Genomic DNA, 17,708 nt, shown 5'->3' on the forward strand with positions numbered 1-17,708 from the left:
AAGTAAAGGAGGAAAGAAATGGGAAAAAAGAGAATTGGAATTATTGGCGGTGGAATTTCAGGAACATGTCTTGGTTATCACTTAAGCCTCTATGATAATGCAGAGGTTGTTGTGTTTGAGAAAGACACTATTGGAGGTGCTTCCACAGCAAAGTCAGCAGGAACAGTATGTCTGTTTGATGACTCTCTAAAAAACAGATATTGGGACGTAAGATTATACGGTTTCGAATCTTATCTGAAAATGGAAGCAGAAGAAAAAGGTTCTGCGGGATTTGACAAGACAGGTACTCTTGTTGTCGCAACGGATAAAAAAGTAGAGGCTACAATTAAGACTGGAATTGCCCTTGCAAAAGCCGCCGGATATTCGGGAGAGTATATTACAGATAAAGGCAGAATCAAAGAGATTCTTCCGGATATTGCTACAGATAATATCCTTGGAGCTGGATATACTCAGGAAGACGGATATTTTGATGGAACAATGATTTCTAATACTTATGCTAAGAAAATGCAGAAAAATGGAGGGGCCATTAAGACAGGTGTTAAAGTTACAGATGTAAAAGTTGTAGATAACAAAGCTACAGGACTTACAACAAGTGAAGGCGAAGATTATGAGTTTGATGTAATTGTAGACTGTACAGGTCCATGGAGCAAATTCACAGGAGAAATGGTTGGGATGGATATTCCAATCTGGCATACAAAAGCAGAAGCATTCTTCTTATGCCCTCCAGGAAAGAAACTTGATTATACATTCCCAGTGCTTAAGTATCCTGCATTCTATGGATTAAGAGCTGGAGATAATATTTTTATTTGCAAGTCTCATTTGTCAATGGATTTGAATAATCCTATGCATGCAGGACAGTGGGATCCTGATAAACTTCCTGCAACAGGTGGGACAGATGATTACTTCATCGATTTCCTGCTTGATCAGTTGGAAATGAGAGTACCGGGAATTGTTGACAGTGGTCTTGTTTCTTCGTGGCTGTCTTATCGTGCAGAGCCAAAAGATTTCCTTCCAATTTTAGGAAAAACACCAGTAGAGGGATATATGCTTGCTACAGGATACGGCGGAAATGGAGTAATCGAAGCGCCGGCAGCCAGCAGAGATCTTGCAAAATTAATTATGCGTGATGAGATGACACCACTTCTTGAAGACTGGGAATTCAACCGGTTATTAAAATAATCAACAGTAAAAAGGAAGAACGGAGTGTGAGTATGAACATAGCAGTACTGATGAAACAGGTTCCGGTTTCGAATGATGTATCGGTTGATCCAGAAACACATGCATTGATTCGTTCAAGCTCTGAAGGAATGATTAACCCTGCAGATTTAAATGCCATTGAAGCTGCACTTCAGTTAAAAGAGCAGACAGACGGCAAGGCAGTAGTATTTACCATGGGGCCGCAAGGTACACAGAAAGCGCTAATTGAAGCTATGGGTATTGGCTGTGATGAGAGTGTTCTCATTACAGACCGATGCTTTGCAGGTGGAGACACAATCGCAACAGCAAAGGTACTGGCAAGAGGTATCAAAAAGTATGGAGAGTTTGATCTTATTTTAAGCGGAGCATTGTCGGCAGATGGAGCAACCGGACAGGTAGGTGCAATGGTAGCAGAATATATGGATGCACCATATGTCGGGGAGATTCAGGGGATTAAGTATGATGAAACAGACGCAGAACATGTAGTTGCAATTAAGAAATACCAAGATCAGGAATATCATATAAAAACAGAATTAACGGCAGTTATGAGCGTGTGCTTTGGATCAAATGAGCCAAGATTTGCAACTTTAAGAAGTATGAGAAAAGCAAAAACAAAACCCCTTCATGTTTATACGAATGAAGAACTTCAGATGGCAGCAGAAGATATTGGGCTTAGCGGTTCCCCGACAATTGTTACGGATTCATTTGAGCCGGAGAATGAAAGAAGAGCTGAGATGTTCACAGGGACACCTCAGGAAATGGCTGCGAAACTAAAGGAATTAATCGACAATGAGAAAGGAAAAGAATAGATGGCGAATGGAATTTGCATATTTGCAGAATATTATAATGGTAAAATAGAGCCTGTTACAGCAGAGCTGATTACTGCAGCACATTTCATTAAAGAAACGACAGGCGAAAAAATTCAACTGATTGTCGTAGCCAAAGATTGTGACCAGCTTGTAAAACAGCTTGAGCCGGCAGGAGCAGATGAGGTTTATGCTGTTGAAACAAAAAGAGATTGTATATTTCAGGATGATGCGCTTAGCAGTGTAATTACAGATATGATTCGAAAGATTGAGCCCTCAAGTGTGCTTATACCGGCTACACCAATGGGAAGATCTATCTTTTCACGTGTAGCATCGAAATTAGGATGTGGATTAACTGCTGACTGTACAGAGGTATTGACGGCAAAGAGAGAAGATGGTACTTTTTATATAAAACAGAACAAACCATCTTTTGGAGAAAATGTATTTGTTACGATTGAAACAAAACCAGGCATTTACCCACAGATGATGACGATAAGGCAAGGCGTATATACAGCTTATGAGGGAGAAACAGATGCAGTGAAAGTAACATATTTAGAAAATATTGAAATCCCTGCATCAAAATTAGAGGTAGTAGAAGTTGTTCCTGCAAGGAATGACACAAACAGCATTCTTGCATCTGAGACAGTTGTAGTAGGAGGCCGTGGAGCAGAAGAGGAAGAGGATTTCGCATTATTGAAAGCATTTGCAGAAAAATTAGATGCAGCAATTGGAGGAACTAGACCACTGGCAGATAGTGGTAAGATCCCATTCCAAAATCAGATTGGGCAGACAGGATTTACAATTCGTCCAAGAATTTGCATTTCAATAGGCGTATCTGGAGCAATTCAGCACACAGAAGGAATTAAAGATACGAAATTGTTTGTTGCGATAAATACAGATGAAAATGCTGCGATTTTCAATGTTGCGGACTATGGAATTGTAGGAGATATGAAAGAGTTATTAGAAGCATATCTTAGTTAGAAGATTTGTCAGGATGTTGCACTGGCGGAGTACAGGTGCTAAAAGGAGAAAATTTTAATAGAAAGCGCACTTTTAAGCTAGCCACCGACTAGGCCGGTGGCTTTAACTCATATTATAGTTATCTTTGTATTATGCATCCCTTTCAGCTAATGCTCTTATTGCATGATATCCTTCCCAAGTAGCATTTAATATTTTTCTGGGGACGGCAGCGTCTCCAACTGTAACAATATCTTTTACTTTATCTTTTAATTTTTCTTCCAGGCCATTATTTGCTTTAAAACCTATAGCAAGTACGACAGTATCACAGTCTACAGAGCTTTGCTGTCCATTTGATTCAATTAATATCTTACCATCTTCTACACCTGAAAGCTCAGTGCCAGTCAATATAGTGATTCCGCTTTCGCCAATCATCTTGTCCAGCATCATTGAATCTATTGGAAACAATGGCTCGGATAATATCTTGTCTAACAAGAGTATGCTTCTTTTATATACTGGATAAGCTTTCTATAGAAAGAATACTTGATAAAAGAGAAAATTATTTAAAAACGGAAAGAGACTTTTATAATGGGTATTCCACCGAGCTTGAGGGCGGCAAGTACCTTCCCAAATCTACTGATTTCAGAGAAGTGGAAAAGGAAAAATTAGAACTGGAATTTAAAATGATATGTGATCTGAGGGTAAAATATTGTAGTTCACGCGAATAACATGCTTTCAATCTTTTCTTCCTTTTCTAGTGGTAATACTTCTCTGATTATGATAAAATCAGGAAATGAGAAACAAATGGAGGAAAAAGTGATGAACGAAAAATCCAGAATTGTGCTGAGACTTGTGGCAGGTTTGTATCTTGTGTATACGGGAATTAAATTGATCCAGGGACTTATGGCGGACAAACCTGCAAATATGGTCATTATGTCTATAATAGCTGTAGTTTTTATCATTGTTGGCGCTGTATTTGCCATATTTTCTATCAAAGATATGAGGGGACTTAAGGGTATAGAAGCATCCGGCGAACAAAGTGATGAGGAAGAGATTCAGGAATCAGAAGAGCCGGAGGACGGCCTGGAAATTGCTGAAGATGACAATAATGAAACTGATGAAGAAAGAAGCACAGAAACAACAGATGAGGACAAGTGACAGAGTGAATTTTATGACAGATATAAGGAGTAATGAAGAATGCGTGTAGGAATAGGTTATGATGTCCATAAACTGACCGATGGAAGAAAGCTGATAATCGGAGGGGTGGATATACCTTATGAAAAAGGGCTTTTGGGACACTCAGATGCGGATGTACTGGTTCATGCGGTTATAGATGCTTTGTTGGGAGCAGCAGCTCTCGGCGATATCGGAAAGCATTTTCCAGATACAGACCCGCAGTATAAGGGGGTATCGAGCATCGAGCTGCTAAAGCATGTAGCAGAGCTCATTGATGGAGAAGGATATATTGTAGAAAATATTGATGCTACAATAATTGCACAGGAGCCTAAGATGCTGCCCCATATTGACCACATGAGGAGCAACGTGGCAAAGGCTCTCGGCCTTCTTGATGATCAAGTTAACATTAAAGCGACAACTGAAGAGGGGCTGGGATTTACCGGAAGCAGAGAAGGAATTTCCTCACAGGCAATCTGTGCATTGGAGAAGATAACGAATTTCAGCAGCTATGATGTCACCCAGCCTCTGGCCGGATGTGCGGGATGCCAGGGCTGCCAGAGACAGTAGAGGAAAGGAAATAAAAGATGCAGCTTCGAAAACTTGACGGCAGTGAACACAGCCTGACAAGAGAATTATGGGAGAAAGTATTTAAAGAGGACAGCAAAGAATTTCTGGACTACTATTATTTTATAAAGGTCAGGGACAATCAGATTTATGTGATAGAGGAGGATGGGGAGATCCGCTCCATGCTCCAGTTAAATCCCTATACTCTCCAGGTGGATAAGAAGCAGTTCTCATGTAATTATATCATTGCTGTCGCCACGGAGGAAGGTTATCGGAAGCGCGGATATATGGGCGAATTGCTAAGAAAATCTATGAGAGATATGTATGGACGAAAAGAACCGTTTACATTTTTGATGCCTGCGGCAGAAGCTATCTATACGCCCTATGATTTCCGCTTTATTTATAAACAGAATCAGACAGAAATGTATGGTAAAGAGGGAAACATGGAAGTGGATTTAAGGGATGCGGGAATCGGAGATGCCTCTGATATGGCAGAATTTTTCAGAGAATATTTTGCACCCTTATACCAGGTTTATGCCGTCCGGGATGAAAAGTATTACCAGACTATGGTATTTGAGCAGATGAGTGAGAACGGCGGAGTAAAGCTGATGAAGCAGGCTGGACATATTGTCGGAATGTTTGCCTACGCCAGGGAGGATAATCTTTACATCAGAGAGCCTTTATATCTTAAGCAATATGAGAAGGACTTCCAGAAGGCTGTTTATAGACTGCGGGACAAAGCCGAGGCACCGGCGAAGGTATATGCCGGGAATGAAGGTGCAGAAACAAAAAAAGTCCCCACAATTATGGTGAGGATACTGCACCTGCAGACATTTCTGGAATCCCTGTGTGTAAAAGAAGGAGAAAGATTGAATTGCTCCTTTGCAGTACTAGATCCAATCTTAACAGCAAATAGCCGGGTGTGGAAACTGCAGAGTGTAGAAAACAGCATCGGAGCCGATAGATTGATACAGGTACAGGAGACAGAAGATTCGGAGGGCGTGCTGACAATCAGTGCACTGACAAGTCTTCTATTTGGTTATAAGACGCTGGAAGAAGTAAGCCAGGAGGAAGATGTGGTAATTTCTGAAAAATTGGCGGGCGAACTACAGAAAATTCAGCCATTGAATCAAACATACTTAAATGAAGTAGTCTGAATATTCTGAAAATGGAGCGCAAAAGGGACAGTCCCCTTTTCAGGTTGACAAATTTGATAAGTTTGCATAATATATATGATACCAGGGTCAAAAGGTCATGCGTTTCATGCTTGCATGAAAAAGCATGACTTTGGGACCCGCAAAACATGAGAAAGTAGCCCGAGTAGGGCGGATTTCGAATGTTTTTAGGATTGCGGGAGCACAAAGTGCGGAGCAATCCGTAGGTATCGGGGGGCAAAATACCTTTTGACCCCTACATCATATGTATTTATATAGATAGAGTTTCAAAGGCGATGAACGGAAAGAGTAGCCGATTCTGAACTTTCAGAGAGAAACCGCCACCGGCTGAAAGTGGTTTCAAGGGAGGAGTTTGTGAAGTGCGTCCGGGAGCTGACTCTGCAAAAGTGACAGGCACAAGTAGCAGAGTACGGGGAGCATACGTTACATGTGATAAGTGAAAGAAGAAATTCTTTTAGTAGAGTGGAACCGCGGATTTGACTTCGTCTCTTATAGGAGACGGGGTCTTTTTCTTTCACAGGAAGGGATGGTAGAAAGTTTTATGGGAATAATATCTTATATTAAAAATGAAATTCAGGTAATCAGGGAACGCGATCCTGCAATAAAATCGAATATGGAGGTCTTGCTTTACCCGAGTTTTAAAGTTATACTTAATTATAGAGTGGCTCATAAGCTATATCTCAAGCAGCATTATTTTCTGGCCCGTTGGATCTCACAGAGGGCCACAAGGAAGACCGGGATTGAGATACATCCCGGTGCGGCAATCGGAAAGGGATTGTTTATTGATCACGGAAGCGGCGTTATTATCGGGGAAACAACTATCATAGGGGACAATGTGACCCTTTACCAGGGTGTTACTCTGGGGGGTACAGGAAAGGAACAGGGAAAGAGACACCCTACGTTGGAGGACAATGTAATGGTCAGCGCAGGAGCAAAGATTATCGGGTCTTTTACGATTGGTGAAAATTCAAAAATCGGGGCAGGGTCTGTTGTATTGGAAGAAGTTCCGCCTAACTGTACAGTTGTCGGTGTTCCCGGACGTGTGGTCCGTATGGGCAATAAGAAAGTACCTAGGACAGATATGGATCAGATTCATCTGCCGGATCCGGTTTTGGGCGACATCAGAGAGCTTCAGGCATCATGTGCCCGGCTCAATGGTCAGATTGAAGACATGGAAAAGCAAATGAAACATCTATTGGACATGAACCGCGGACAGAGAGGGAAGTCCGAAAAGATAAAGCAGGAAGAATAATAAAAAATGGCAAGAGGAGAAGAAACATGAAATTATATAATACACTGTCAAAAAGAAAAGAAGAATTTGTTCCTCTGGAACAGGGAAAAGTAAAAATGTACGTCTGCGGACCTACTGTTTACAATTATATCCATATTGGAAACGCAAGACCCATGATCGTATTTGATACGGTGAGAAGATACTTTGAGTACAAAGGGTATGAGGTCAACTATGTGTCTAACTTTACGGATGTGGATGACAAGATTATTAAGAAGGCAATTGAGGAGGGAGTGACGACGTCAGAAGTTTCTCAGCGCTATATTGCAGAGTGCAAAAAGGATATGAAGGCTATGAATGTGAAGCCGGCTACAAAGGCACCTCTTGCGACAGAAGAAATCTGCGGCATGGTAAACATGATTCAAACCTTGATAGATAAAGGATATGCCTATGAGAAAAATGGAACCGTCTACTACCGTACAAGAAAGTTTAAAGATTATGGAAAGTTGTCTCATAAAAACCTGGATGACCTGCAGTCAGGAGGCCGTTCACTTTTAGTATCCGGGCAGGAGCAAAAAGAAGATTCTCTCGATTTCGTATTGTGGAAACCGAAAAAAGAGGGAGAGCCGGCATGGGAATCCCCCTGGAGTGAGGGGCGCCCCGGATGGCATATAGAATGTTCTGAAATGTCAAAAAAGTATCTGGGAGAGCAGATTGATATTCATGCAGGAGGCGAGGATCTGGTATTTCCTCATCATGAAAATGAAATTGCCCAGAGTGAGTCCGCAAATGGTAAGGAATTTGCAAAATACTGGATGCATAATGCATTTCTCAATATTGACAACAGGAAGATGTCAAAATCTCTTGGAAATTTTTTCACAGTTAGGGAGATCAGTGAGAAATATGATCTGCAGATTCTGCGTTTTTTCATGCTCAGTGCCCACTATCGAAGCCCGTTGAATTTCAGCACAGAATTGATGGATGCAGCCAGGACGGGATTGGAGAGAATTATAACCGCTGCGGAGAATCTGAAGTTCCTGAAGGGTACTGCGAAAGCACAGGATATGACAGACGCAGAAAGAGAAGCCTTTGGAAAGACCCAGGAGTATGTGGCTGGATTTGAAAAAGCGATGGATGATGATTTCAATACGGCAGACGCAATCTCTTCCATCTTTGAATTGGTGAAATACATCAATACTACGGCAGGGGGGGAGAGCTCCGCAGAGTATCTGCAAAGCCTTCTGGATTTATTGGTGAAGCTGACTGATGTTCTTGGAATCATTGTGGATAAAAACGAGGAAATTCTGGCGGAGGATATTGAAGCTCTTATTGAACAGCGTCAGGCTGCCAGAAAGAATAAAAATTTTGCAAGAGCTGACGAAATCAGAGATGAACTTCTGGAAAAGGGTATTATACTGGAAGATACCCGAGAAGGAGTAAAATGGAAAAAGGCGTAGAGTTTGAGTTTCATGATTATATAAAAGAGGTATTGGATCTTCAAGAGGTGGATATTGCAAGTTATTCACCTCTTGTTCTGGCATATATTGGTGATTGCATTTATGATTTGGTTATTAAGACTATGGTTATCAGCGGTGGAAATAAACCGGTACATAATCTGCATGAGGAGACAAGCAGGTTTGTACAGGCATCTGCCCAGTCACTGATGATGCGGGCAATGCAGGACCAATTGACAGAAGAAGAACATGTGATTTACAGAAGGGGAAGAAACGCAAAATCTGTTTCTCCTGCCAGGAACCAGTCCATCACAGATTACAGAAGAGCCACAGGGTTTGAGGCACTTTTGGGATATCTGTACCTGAAAAAAGACTATAAAAGACTTATTGATTTAGTAAAAATCGGTTTGGACAGTCTGGAGGAATAATATGAAGGAAAAAGAAAAAAAGGAAATGGAAAATGAGAGCAATACATTAATAATTGAGGGCAGGAATGCAGTTTTAGAAGCTTTCCGTTCAGGTAGAACAATTGATAAACTTTTTGTTCTGGACGGTTGCCAGGATGGCCCTGTCCGGACGATTGTAAGAGAAGCAAAAAAGCAGGATACGATTTTAAACTTTGTAGGAAAAGAGAGACTCTCACAGCTTTCCGGGACCGGAAAGCATCAGGGGGTTATTGCGTGTGCGGCTGCTTACGGTTATTCGGACATAGAAGACATGTTTTGTCTGGCAGAAGAGAGAGGGGAACCACCTTTTTTAATCTTGCTTGATAATATTGAGGATCCTCATAATCTGGGGGCAATAATACGTACTGCCAATCTAGCGGGAGCACACGGTGTCATTATACCCAAACGAAGGGCGGTGGGCCTTACTTCCACAGTTGTGAAAACCTCGGCCGGAGCTCTGAATTATACCCCGGTTGCAAAAGTGACAAATATAGCTAAGACAATAGAGGAACTTAAAGAAAGAGGACTTTGGTTTGTCTGCGCAGATATGGGTGGGGAAACAATGTACAGTTTAAATCTCACAGGCCCCATTGGCATGGTTATAGGGAATGAAGGAGAAGGAGTAGGGCGGCTGGTAAAAGAAAAGTGTGATTTTGTTGCAGGTATCCCCATGAAAGGAGAAATAGACTCCCTGAATGCGTCTGTTGCGGCCGGAGTTCTTGCATATGAAATTGTCCGTCAGAGAATGAAATAAAACACGGGAAATAGAACGGGTGGTTGGAATGAGAAGGGGATGGGCTGATGAATAAATATGATGCGGTAACGGATGAGCAGTTAATTTCAGATTTCCGGAATGGCAATTCAGAAATTATGGACTACATCATGGTAAAATATAAGTCAATGGTCCGTAAAAAGGCAAGAGCAATGTATTTAATCGGAGGGGAAAACGAAGATCTGATACAGGAAGGAATGATTGGGCTTATCAAAGCAGTCCGAGACTATAATCCTTCTCAGAAGGCCCCCTTCGCCAGCTTTGCGGAGCTTTGTGTATCCAGGCAGATGTATACTGCAATTGAAGCATCAAAAAGGAAAAAGCATTTACCGTTAAACTCTTATATATCCCTGTATGAAGATAGAGGCAATACAGATGAAGAGAAGAGTATTCCTCTGATAGACACGATTGAACCGGAGGTGGAAAACAACCCGGAAACCCTGTACTTTGGCAAAGAATATACAGAAGCTTTTGCCGAGGAATTGAAGCAAAATTTAAGCGCTCTGGAAAACCGGGTGCTATACCTTCATCTCATGGGGACTGACTATAGAACAATTGCAGAACTGCTCGACAAGAGTCCTAAAGCAATAGACAATGCACTGCAAAGAATAAGAAGCAAGGCTGAAAAATTACTGCCGGAATAAACAGAGGGCCATTTTCTTCTTTGTTACATATACTAACAGAGGAGGTGATGCTATGTCTGGGTGTATGGCAGAAGCAGTGGCCAGGGTACCGGCCGCATATGCCGAGATAAGGGGAACGGACAAATATCCTAAAATAAATGGATTGGTGTATTTCTTTGATGTCTATGGAGGAACTATTGTAATGGCAGAGATTTACAGACTGCCTGATAAACACACGCGGAACATGGGAAAATTCTTTGGCTTTCACATTTGTGAAGAGAGTATCTGTACAGGGGATGAGCCAGGCCCCTTAGCCTATACATCAACCCATTTTAGCCCAGAATTTGCACAACACCCGCAACATTTAGGAGATTTGACGATACTTCTCTCAACTCAGGGAATCGCCTGGCTCGAAGTGTATACTGGCAGATTCTTTCCTGAGCAGGTGATTGGCAGGACTGTAGAAATTCATGAACATCCCGATGATTTCATAACCCATCCTCATGGTAATGCCGGGGAAAGAATAGCATGCGGAGAAATTAAAGAGTGGGGAGACCAGCTTAGTGTATATCTATGGCCTATAGAAAACTAGGAGTAATAAGAAATAGCCCGCAATCTGGAGTAGATTCCGGGCTTTAAAAATCTCCCGGTAGGTAAGTGTAAGTACCAGGGGGAGAGTATTGTATCAAAAGTCAAGCTGCCTAGCGGATTCGAACCGCCGACCTCCGCCTTACCAAGGCGACGCTCTACCTACTGAGCCAAGGCAGCCTGTACGTGGGTTACACGCAACATTGATAATATACACTAAAATGAGCAGTATTGTCAATATGATTTGTTAAATATTTTCGGAATCCAGTATGATTGTGAAGGGGCCATCATTGACAAGGCTGACTTTCATTTCGGCTCCGAAACTTCCAGTATGGACTATCGGGACTTCTTTCTTGCATTTTTCTATGATATATTCGTAGAGGGCATTTGCCATATCAGGTTTGCCGGCTTCAATAAAGCTGGGACGGTTGCCTTTTTTACAGTTCGCATACAGGGTGAACTGAGAAATAAGGAGAATATTCCCGTTTACATCGGAGAGGGAAAGATTTGTTTTTCCATTTGCATCTTCAAAGATTCTGAGCCCAATCATTTTCCGGATGAGCCTGTCTGCTGTTTCTTTTGTGTCACTGTCTGAAATTCCAATCAGAACAAGAAATCCTTTTTTTATTTTACCGATTATTTTTTCTTCAACAGTTACGGATGCTTCCGTAACTCTTTGTATTACAAATTTCATGCTGCACTCCTTATATGTTTCATATGTGTAGTTTTATATAGTACTTATTTTATACTCTCTGTAGTATAAAGTCCAGGCAAAATCGAGCTGATGGCTGAACTGTTACTATGTAGTTAAAAATGACGCTAATTAGAAGAGGAGAAACACCTACAAATAGCAACAATTTGTCGAATCCAAGGATAAGTATTGATAAAAGCGTGTGATTACCGTGAGATTATGATATAATCAAAATTAAAGTTGTGGAATTTTTTTAGTACAGGTAAAGAGGAACATTATGGACGGCCTGTATAAGAGTGAGCTCGTTCCGCTGAGAAAATGTCTGGAGGAATTACTGGAATTTATACAGGGACTAAAGGTAGAAGAGATTCCGTACTTTTACAGATTCATTGAAAACATGAAATATAATCTTGAAATTTGTTGTCTGGTTCAATATGAGGGGTGGGAGCAGCTGGAAAAAATTTTAAAGAGGGATTGGAAGGCAGCAAATCATATGCTGTTGGGAATCCCGGGATTTGATATTCATGCGGACAATCCTGACAAAAGAGATGAGTTGAACTGCAGGTTTCTTGAACTTGTTTCCAATGTAGAGCAATATCTAAAGGAGGGACAGGGCTGACCGGAAGGACGAGGATGAAAACCTCGTTCTTTTGTTGTCAGGAGATTACTTGTCGTTACATAGGATTTGTGGTAATATAGTTGGGCAGAATGTAAGTATTTGAGGAGGAAACAATGGAAAACGAGACAGTTTCAAAGAATTTTATTGAACAGGAAATAGATAGGGACCTTGCGGAGGGTGTATACAACCATGTGAGTACCAGATTTCCGCCTGAACCTAATGGGTATCTTCATATCGGACATGCCAAATCCATACTTTTGAATTATGGTCTGGCCCAGGAATATAACGGAACATTCCACATGCGTTTCGATGATACAAATCCGACAAAAGAAAAGGTAGAATTTGTAGATTCCATTAAGGAGGATATCCGCTGGCTGGGGGCAGACTGGAAAAATCATCTGTATTTTGCGTCAGACTACTTTAACCAGATGTATGAGTTTGCTGTGAAATTAATAAAAAAGGGAAAGGCTTATGTATGTGACCTTTCACCGGAAGAGATTCGTGAATACAGGGGAACACTGACTGAGCCGGGGAAAGACAGTCCGTACAGAAATCGCTCTGTAAAAGAGAACCTGGAGTTGTTCGGGGCTATGAAGGACGGAAAATACGGAGACGGGGAGAAAGTCCTGAGGGCGAAGATTGATATGGCTTCCCCTAATATGAACATGCGTGATCCGATTCTTTACCGCGTTGCCCATATACCTCATCATAGAACAGGCGACAAATGGTGTATTTATCCGATGTATGATTTTGCCCATCCGCTGGAGGATGCAATTGAAGGAATTACTCATTCCATTTGTACTCTGGAATTTGAGGATCACAGGCCATTATATGACTGGGTTGTAAAAGAGTGTGAATTTGAGCAGCCGCCGAGACAGATTGAGTTTGCAAAGCTCTATCTGACCAATGTGGTGACAGGGAAACGCTATATTAAAAAGCTGGTAGAAGACCATATTGTGGATGGCTGGGATGATCCCCGTCTTGTGTCCATTGCGGCACTGAGAAGGAGAGGATTCACGCCGGAATCAATTAAGATGTTCATTGATATGTGCGGCGTATCCAAAAGCCAAAGCTCTGTAGATTATGCCATGCTGGACTACTGTATCCGAGAGGACTTGAAGCTGAAGAGGCCCCGTATGCTGGCGGTGCTTGATCCCATCAAGCTGGTGATCGATAATTATCCGGAAGACCAGGTAGAATATCTGGATGTGCCAAACAACCTGGAAAATGAGACACTTGGCAGCAGGAAGGTTCCATTTGGCAGAGAACTTTACATCGAAAGAAATGACTTTATGGAGGAGCCTCCAAAGAAGTATTTCCGTCTTTTCCCCGGGAATGAAGTTCGCCTTATGTATGCCTATTTCGTAAAATGCGTAAGCTTTGTCAAAGATGAGGCGGGGAATGTGGCGGAGGTTCACTGCACCTATGACCCTGAGACAAAAAGTGGCGGAGGCTTTACTGGAAGAAAAGTAAAGGGAACAATTCACTGGGTACCGGTTTCTGATTCGATAAAGGCAGAAGTGCGTCTCTATGAAAATCTGGTGGATGAGGAGAAGGGTGTATATAACAAAGAAGACGGTTCTCTAAACCTGAATCCTAATTCTCTTACTATTCTTAAGGATTGCTATGTAGAAAACAACTTTGATGAGGAACAATCGTATGATAGCTTTCAGTTTGTCAGAAATGGTTACTTCTGTATAGATGCAAAGGACTCAAAACCAGACGCACTTGTATTCAACCGGATTGTGCCTCTTAAGAGCTCTTTTAAATTGCCGAAGTAAACCCTGTGGGGAAAAAATAAGATGAATGAATTGACGATAAACCTTCGGCCTGGCTCCAAAACTCCTCTTTATGAGCAAATTTATGACTATATAAAAAAAGATATCCAGGGCAAAAAAATTCAAAGTGGGGAAAAGCTGCCTTCTACCCGTTCCCTAAGTAAATATTTGGAGGTCAGCAGAAGCACGGTGGAGCTGGCCTATGAGCAGCTTTTGTCTGAAGGCTACGTGGAGGCAGAACCTTACCGTGGTTATTTTGTTGCCCAGATAGAAGAACTATATCAGTTAAATCAGGCTGCCGGGTCAATTCAAAAAAAGCCTGTGAAGGAAGAAAGCCGATACAAATATGACTTTACACCTAATGGAGTAGATTTAAAAAGCTTTCCTTATCATGCGTGGCGTAAGTTGTCCAAAGATTGCCTGCTGGACGACAAAGCTGAAATGTTTCGCCTGGGAGAACCTCAGGGGGAATATGGACTTAGGAATGCCATCTGTAATTATCTGCATCAGGCCAGAGGGGTCAACTGCCTCCCGGAACAGATTATTGTGGGGGCCGGGAATGATTATCTTCTGATGCTTTTGACAACGGTAATTGGGCAGAACCACAAGGTTGCCCTGGAGAATCCCACATATAAGCAGGCCTACAGACTTTTTAAAAATCTTTCCTATGAGGTTTGTACGGTGAATATGGATTCCAGGGGAATGGAAATTAACCAGCTTAAAGAAACTGGGGCGGATATTGCCTTTGTGATGCCGTCCCACCAATATCCTCTGGGGATTGTCATGCCCATCAAGAGACGTCTGGAGCTTTTAAGATGGGCGGATGAGGAAGAGCTTCGTTATATTATAGAGGATGATTATGACAGTGAATTCCGTTATAAAGGGAAACCTATTCCGGCGCTGCAGGGATATGACAGCCATGACAAAGTAATCTATATGGGTACCTTTTCAAAGTCTATTGCACCTGCAATAAGAATGAGCTATATGGTACTTCCTGCCTCTCTGCTTTCATTGTATCAGGAGAGAAGTGGTTTCCTGAATTCTACTGTCTCAAAGGTAGATCAGCTGATTGTACAGAAATTCATAGAAGAAGGATATTATGAGCGCCATCTGAATAAAACAAGAGCTCTATATAAAAGCAGACATGATGTACTGCTGGGATGCTTGAAAGGGATACAGGATATCTGCACAGTGTCGGGAGAAAACTCCGGTGTTCATTTACTGCTGCATTTTAGAGAGGGACTGTCCGAGGAAGAATTAATAAAAAGAGCAGAAGCAAGAGGAATAAAAGTCTACGGACTGACAGAGCATTATGTCGAACCCCAGAAAAAAAGAAATGCTACGATACTATTGGGGTATGCAAACATGAACGAAGAACAAATAAAAGAAGCAGTCTCTATTTTGAAAAGGGCATGGAGGCAGAAAGAAATTTGACAAAACATACAGGACCCAAGACAGCTGCCTCCGGTCCCGTGAGAATAATCAAGTTATTATTTAATTTCAATGGAAGACGATTTCTCTGATTTCTCTTTCTCTGAAACCGCTTCATGAGAAGCCTCCGCGGCATCGCCCTCAGAAGTACTGTCAGCTGCTTTTTTAAGCGGGACATATTCTCTGTCACGGACAGGCTGAAGATCACTGTCCAAATCAAAATCCTCATCTTCTGTAAGGTCCTGGCTGTCATCACAGCTGCATTTATCAGATCTTCCTTTACAAAAATAAGCTATGATAAGACCAATTGCAGTACCAACGGCTGCAAGACTTATGAACCATTTTAAAAACTTTTTCAATTTATAAGTCTCCTTTCTATGGGGTAATAATTGAACTTAAGGCTTATTGTAATACTTTTCAGGCGGAATTACAATGAGGAAATCGAAATAATATTTTACATAATGATGAAAATATAGTATAATTCATGAGGCGGCCGATTCATAAGAGACGCTAATGAAGTTCTAAAAGTGACAATATACGCAGGAGGGTTCAAAATGGTAAAAGCAGTAGTAGGTGCTAACTGGGGCGATGAAGGGAAAGGCAAGATTACAGATATGCTTGGAAAAGAGGCCGATATCATCGTTCGTTTTCAGGGGGGAGCAAATGCAGGCCACACAATCATCAATGATTATGGGAAATTTGCACTGCATACACTGCCATCCGGAGTGTTTTACGACCATATAACCAGTATTATTGGTAATGGTGTAGCGCTGGATATTCCTGTTTTATTTAAAGAAATCCAGTCCATTATTGATCGGGGAGTCCCACAACCAAAGATTCTTGTATCTGACAGAGCACAGATTGTAATGTCATATCATAAGGATTTTGATGCATATGAGGAGGAAAGGCTGGCGGGAAAATCTTTCGGATCTACAAAGTCAGGGATTGCACCATTTTATTCTGACAAGTATGCAAAGATTGGTTTTCAGGTCAGCGAGCTGTTTGACGACGAGCTTCTGAAAGAAAAGGTAGTGCGTGTGGCAGAGCAGAAGAATGTGATGCTGGAGCATTTATACCACAAGCCATCGATGAGCCCGGACGATTTATATAAAGAACTTAAAGAATATAAAGAGATGATTGAACCTTATGTATGTGATGTCTCTCTTTATCTGCACAATGCCTTGAAAGAAGGAAAACATATTTTGCTGGAGGGGCAGCTTGGCTCCCTGAAGGATCCGGATCACGGCATTTATCCAATGGTTACGTCTTCTTCTACACTGGCAGCCTACGGTGCAATAGGGGCCGGAATTCCTCCTTATGAGATTAAGCAGATTATTACGGTGTGCAAGGCCTATTCCAGTGCAGTCGGAGCAGGTGCCTTTGTCAGTGAGGTTTTTGGAGATGAAGCAAAGGAGCTGAGACACCGCGGCGGTGACGGCGGGGAATACGGCGCTACGACCGGGCGTCCGAGACGTGTGGGCTGGTTTGACTGTGTTGCATCAAAATACGGCTGCAGAATGCAGGGAACGACAGATGTAGCGTTCACTGTTCTGGATGTACTGGGTTATCTTGATGAGATTCCGGTATGTGTGGGCTATGAGATTAATGGAGAGGTAACTACTGATTTCCCAGTTACACATCTTCTTGAAAAAGCAAAGCCGGTATGGAAGAAATTCCCGGGATGGAAATGTGATATCCGGGGAATCAAAAAGTACGAGGATCTGCCGGAAAATTGCAGAAACTATATTGAATTTATAGAGGGACAAATCAGCTATCCGATTACTATGATCAGTAACGGACCCGGCCGGGAAGATATCATTTACCGAAATAAATAGACAGTCAACAGAGCGGTCATAATTGATTGCCGGAGCCCAGCGTTTTTTCGCCGGGCTCTTTTTCTTATACTTTTCTTATAAAATCTTAATATCTTTTCCACAGCTTTATCACATTTGCCTGGTAAAATTTTTAGCATACTTAAGAGGGGGCAATCATATAATAATAAGGCTGGGATCTACCGGCAAGGAGGTATTTTTATGCGTCAGAACAACAATAATGGGACAGTACAAGAGATGATTTCGATGGAAGAATACCTGGAGAGAAGACAAGAGAGAAGAAGAACAGAAATAACGAAGGATCCGGTAAAGGGCAGGAGAGCGGCAGAATGGAGTGCAGCAATGGAACTTGTACAATTGTATGTATAGAC

Annotated in this window: 20 protein-coding genes, 1 tRNA gene and 1 other annotated feature; of the genes, 17 read left to right on the plus strand and 4 right to left on the minus strand. The window is 41.9% G+C overall.

The window, feature by feature from the left end:
* Nucleotides 1-18: 18 nt before the first annotated feature.
* The 3 genes from EDD59_RS00220 to EDD59_RS00230 are packed head-to-tail and all read left to right on the plus strand — an operon-like array spanning nucleotide 19 to nucleotide 2,984.
* Nucleotides 19-1,179, plus strand: a complete 1,161-nt coding sequence (locus tag EDD59_RS00220) for an NAD(P)/FAD-dependent oxidoreductase (protein ID WP_132377808.1) — start codon at nucleotides 19-21, stop codon at nucleotides 1,177-1,179.
* Between the two features lie 32 nt (nucleotides 1,180-1,211).
* Nucleotides 1,212-2,006, plus strand: coding sequence for an electron transfer flavoprotein subunit beta/FixA family protein (locus EDD59_RS00225; protein ID WP_132377810.1), 795 nt, complete (start codon nucleotides 1,212-1,214; stop codon nucleotides 2,004-2,006).
* On the plus strand, nucleotides 2,007-2,984 hold the full coding sequence (locus tag EDD59_RS00230) for an electron transfer flavoprotein subunit alpha/FixB family protein (protein ID WP_132377812.1): 978 nt from the start codon (nucleotides 2,007-2,009) through the stop codon (nucleotides 2,982-2,984).
* A 129-nt stretch (nucleotides 2,985-3,113) separates the two neighbouring features.
* Here EDD59_RS00230 and EDD59_RS00235 read toward each other — a convergent pair whose 3' ends face one another.
* On the minus strand, nucleotides 3,114-3,455 hold the full coding sequence (locus EDD59_RS00235) for an FAD-dependent oxidoreductase (protein WP_132377814.1): 342 nt from the start codon (nucleotides 3,453-3,455) through the stop codon (nucleotides 3,114-3,116).
* A gap of 324 nt (nucleotides 3,456-3,779) precedes the next feature.
* Between EDD59_RS00235 and EDD59_RS00240 the strand changes: the two genes are divergently transcribed.
* From EDD59_RS00240 to EDD59_RS00280, 9 genes are all read left to right on the plus strand, one after another.
* Complete coding sequence (locus tag EDD59_RS00240; protein ID WP_132377816.1) at nucleotides 3,780-4,118, plus strand: hypothetical protein; 339 nt, start codon at nucleotides 3,780-3,782, stop codon at nucleotides 4,116-4,118.
* 39 nt (nucleotides 4,119-4,157) lie between these two features.
* Complete coding sequence (gene ispF, locus EDD59_RS00245) at nucleotides 4,158-4,703, plus strand: 2-C-methyl-D-erythritol 2,4-cyclodiphosphate synthase (protein WP_132377818.1); 546 nt, start codon at nucleotides 4,158-4,160, stop codon at nucleotides 4,701-4,703.
* A gap of 17 nt (nucleotides 4,704-4,720) precedes the next feature.
* Nucleotides 4,721-5,857 (plus strand): GNAT family N-acetyltransferase, encoded by a 1,137-nt coding sequence (locus EDD59_RS00250; RefSeq protein ID WP_132377820.1) that lies wholly within the window; start codon nucleotides 4,721-4,723, stop codon nucleotides 5,855-5,857.
* 284 nt (nucleotides 5,858-6,141) lie between these two features.
* Nucleotides 6,142-6,368 (plus strand) — a binding site (T-box leader).
* Nucleotides 6,369-6,416: 48 nt separating this feature from the next.
* Complete coding sequence (gene epsC / locus EDD59_RS00255) at nucleotides 6,417-7,127, plus strand: serine O-acetyltransferase EpsC (RefSeq protein WP_132378215.1); 711 nt, start codon at nucleotides 6,417-6,419, stop codon at nucleotides 7,125-7,127.
* Nucleotides 7,128-7,153: 26 nt separating this feature from the next.
* Nucleotides 7,154-8,560: a cysteine--tRNA ligase gene (gene cysS, locus EDD59_RS00260; protein WP_132377822.1), complete on the plus strand. Its 1,407-nt coding sequence runs from the start codon at nucleotides 7,154-7,156 to the stop codon at nucleotides 8,558-8,560.
* A complete protein-coding gene (locus tag EDD59_RS00265) occupies nucleotides 8,545-8,985 on the plus strand; it encodes a Mini-ribonuclease 3 (protein WP_132377824.1) in 441 nt (146 codons plus the stop codon). Before cysS ends, EDD59_RS00265 begins: the two co-directional genes overlap by 16 nt.
* Nucleotide 8,986: 1 nt before the next feature.
* Nucleotides 8,987-9,757 (plus strand): 23S rRNA (guanosine(2251)-2'-O)-methyltransferase RlmB, encoded by a 771-nt coding sequence (gene rlmB / locus EDD59_RS00270; RefSeq protein ID WP_132377826.1) that lies wholly within the window; start codon nucleotides 8,987-8,989, stop codon nucleotides 9,755-9,757.
* A 47-nt stretch (nucleotides 9,758-9,804) separates the two neighbouring features.
* The gene (locus EDD59_RS00275; RefSeq protein WP_132377828.1) at nucleotides 9,805-10,419 is read left to right on the plus strand and encodes a sigma-70 family RNA polymerase sigma factor; all 615 of its coding nucleotides are present in this window, start codon (nucleotides 9,805-9,807) and stop codon (nucleotides 10,417-10,419) included.
* A gap of 52 nt (nucleotides 10,420-10,471) precedes the next feature.
* Nucleotides 10,472-10,990 (plus strand): superoxide dismutase family protein, encoded by a 519-nt coding sequence (locus EDD59_RS00280; protein ID WP_243117302.1) that lies wholly within the window; start codon nucleotides 10,472-10,474, stop codon nucleotides 10,988-10,990.
* 103 nt (nucleotides 10,991-11,093) lie between these two features.
* Here EDD59_RS00280 and EDD59_RS00285 read toward each other — a convergent pair.
* Nucleotides 11,094-11,166 (minus strand) — tRNA-Thr (locus EDD59_RS00285).
* Nucleotides 11,167-11,233: 67 nt separating this feature from the next.
* Entirely contained in the window at nucleotides 11,234-11,680 is a 447-nt protein-coding gene (gene dtd, locus EDD59_RS00290) for a D-aminoacyl-tRNA deacylase (protein ID WP_132377832.1), read from the minus strand.
* A 274-nt stretch (nucleotides 11,681-11,954) separates the two neighbouring features.
* Between dtd and EDD59_RS00295 the strand changes: the two genes are divergently transcribed.
* The 3 genes from EDD59_RS00295 (at nucleotide 11,955) to pdxR (ending at nucleotide 15,508) form a co-directional block, all read left to right on the plus strand.
* Nucleotides 11,955-12,296, plus strand: coding sequence for a hypothetical protein (locus tag EDD59_RS00295; RefSeq protein WP_132377834.1), 342 nt, complete (start codon nucleotides 11,955-11,957; stop codon nucleotides 12,294-12,296).
* A gap of 113 nt (nucleotides 12,297-12,409) precedes the next feature.
* Nucleotides 12,410-14,077, plus strand: a complete 1,668-nt coding sequence (locus EDD59_RS00300) for a glutamine--tRNA ligase/YqeY domain fusion protein (RefSeq protein ID WP_132377836.1) — start codon at nucleotides 12,410-12,412, stop codon at nucleotides 14,075-14,077.
* A gap of 21 nt (nucleotides 14,078-14,098) precedes the next feature.
* Complete coding sequence (gene pdxR, locus EDD59_RS00305; protein ID WP_132377838.1) at nucleotides 14,099-15,508, plus strand: MocR-like pyridoxine biosynthesis transcription factor PdxR; 1,410 nt, start codon at nucleotides 14,099-14,101, stop codon at nucleotides 15,506-15,508.
* 56 nt (nucleotides 15,509-15,564) lie between these two features.
* Here the strand turns inward: pdxR and EDD59_RS00310 are convergent, their stop codons facing one another.
* Nucleotides 15,565-15,864 (minus strand): hypothetical protein, encoded by a 300-nt coding sequence (locus tag EDD59_RS00310; RefSeq protein ID WP_243117303.1) that lies wholly within the window; start codon nucleotides 15,862-15,864, stop codon nucleotides 15,565-15,567.
* A gap of 195 nt (nucleotides 15,865-16,059) precedes the next feature.
* Between EDD59_RS00310 and EDD59_RS00315 the strand changes: the two genes are divergently transcribed.
* Together EDD59_RS00315 and EDD59_RS17650 are read left to right on the plus strand one after the other, a co-directional pair.
* Nucleotides 16,060-17,340 carry an adenylosuccinate synthase gene (locus EDD59_RS00315; protein WP_132377840.1) on the plus strand — a complete coding sequence of 427 codons (1,281 nt, stop codon included), beginning with the start codon at nucleotides 16,060-16,062 and terminating at the stop codon, nucleotides 17,338-17,340.
* Nucleotides 17,341-17,538: 198 nt separating this feature from the next.
* The gene (locus EDD59_RS17650; protein ID WP_165920824.1) at nucleotides 17,539-17,706 is read left to right on the plus strand and encodes a hypothetical protein; all 168 of its coding nucleotides are present in this window, start codon (nucleotides 17,539-17,541) and stop codon (nucleotides 17,704-17,706) included.
* Nucleotides 17,707-17,708: the final 2 nt, after the last annotated feature.

The organism is Muricomes intestini, assembly GCF_004346165.1.
GTDB lineage: Bacteria > Bacillota > Clostridia > Lachnospirales > Lachnospiraceae > Muricomes > Muricomes intestini.

Coding starts and splice junctions, on each gene's coding strand:
- EDD59_RS00220 (WP_132377808.1), top strand. CDS start 19: ATGGGAAAAAAGAGAATTGGAATTATTGGCGGTGGAATTTCAGGAACA.
- EDD59_RS00225 (WP_132377810.1), top strand. CDS start 1,212: ATGAACATAGCAGTACTGATGAAACAGGTTCCGGTTTCGAATGATGTA.
- EDD59_RS00230 (WP_132377812.1), top strand. CDS start 2,007: ATGGCGAATGGAATTTGCATATTTGCAGAATATTATAATGGTAAAATA.
- EDD59_RS00240 (WP_132377816.1), top strand. CDS start 3,780: ATGAACGAAAAATCCAGAATTGTGCTGAGACTTGTGGCAGGTTTGTAT.
- ispF (WP_132377818.1), top strand. CDS start 4,158: ATGCGTGTAGGAATAGGTTATGATGTCCATAAACTGACCGATGGAAGA.
- EDD59_RS00250 (WP_132377820.1), top strand. CDS start 4,721: ATGCAGCTTCGAAAACTTGACGGCAGTGAACACAGCCTGACAAGAGAA.
- epsC (WP_132378215.1), top strand. CDS start 6,417: ATGGGAATAATATCTTATATTAAAAATGAAATTCAGGTAATCAGGGAA.
- cysS (WP_132377822.1), top strand. CDS start 7,154: ATGAAATTATATAATACACTGTCAAAAAGAAAAGAAGAATTTGTTCCT.
- EDD59_RS00265 (WP_132377824.1), top strand. CDS start 8,545: ATGGAAAAAGGCGTAGAGTTTGAGTTTCATGATTATATAAAAGAGGTA.
- rlmB (WP_132377826.1), top strand. CDS start 8,987: ATGAAGGAAAAAGAAAAAAAGGAAATGGAAAATGAGAGCAATACATTA.
- EDD59_RS00275 (WP_132377828.1), top strand. CDS start 9,805: ATGAATAAATATGATGCGGTAACGGATGAGCAGTTAATTTCAGATTTC.
- EDD59_RS00280 (WP_243117302.1), top strand. CDS start 10,472: ATGTCTGGGTGTATGGCAGAAGCAGTGGCCAGGGTACCGGCCGCATAT.
- dtd (WP_132377832.1), bottom strand. CDS start 11,680: ATGAAATTTGTAATACAAAGAGTTACGGAAGCATCCGTAACTGTTGAA.
- EDD59_RS00295 (WP_132377834.1), top strand. CDS start 11,955: ATGGACGGCCTGTATAAGAGTGAGCTCGTTCCGCTGAGAAAATGTCTG.
- EDD59_RS00300 (WP_132377836.1), top strand. CDS start 12,410: ATGGAAAACGAGACAGTTTCAAAGAATTTTATTGAACAGGAAATAGAT.
- pdxR (WP_132377838.1), top strand. CDS start 14,099: ATGAATGAATTGACGATAAACCTTCGGCCTGGCTCCAAAACTCCTCTT.
- EDD59_RS00315 (WP_132377840.1), top strand. CDS start 16,060: ATGGTAAAAGCAGTAGTAGGTGCTAACTGGGGCGATGAAGGGAAAGGC.
- EDD59_RS17650 (WP_165920824.1), top strand. CDS start 17,539: ATGCGTCAGAACAACAATAATGGGACAGTACAAGAGATGATTTCGATG.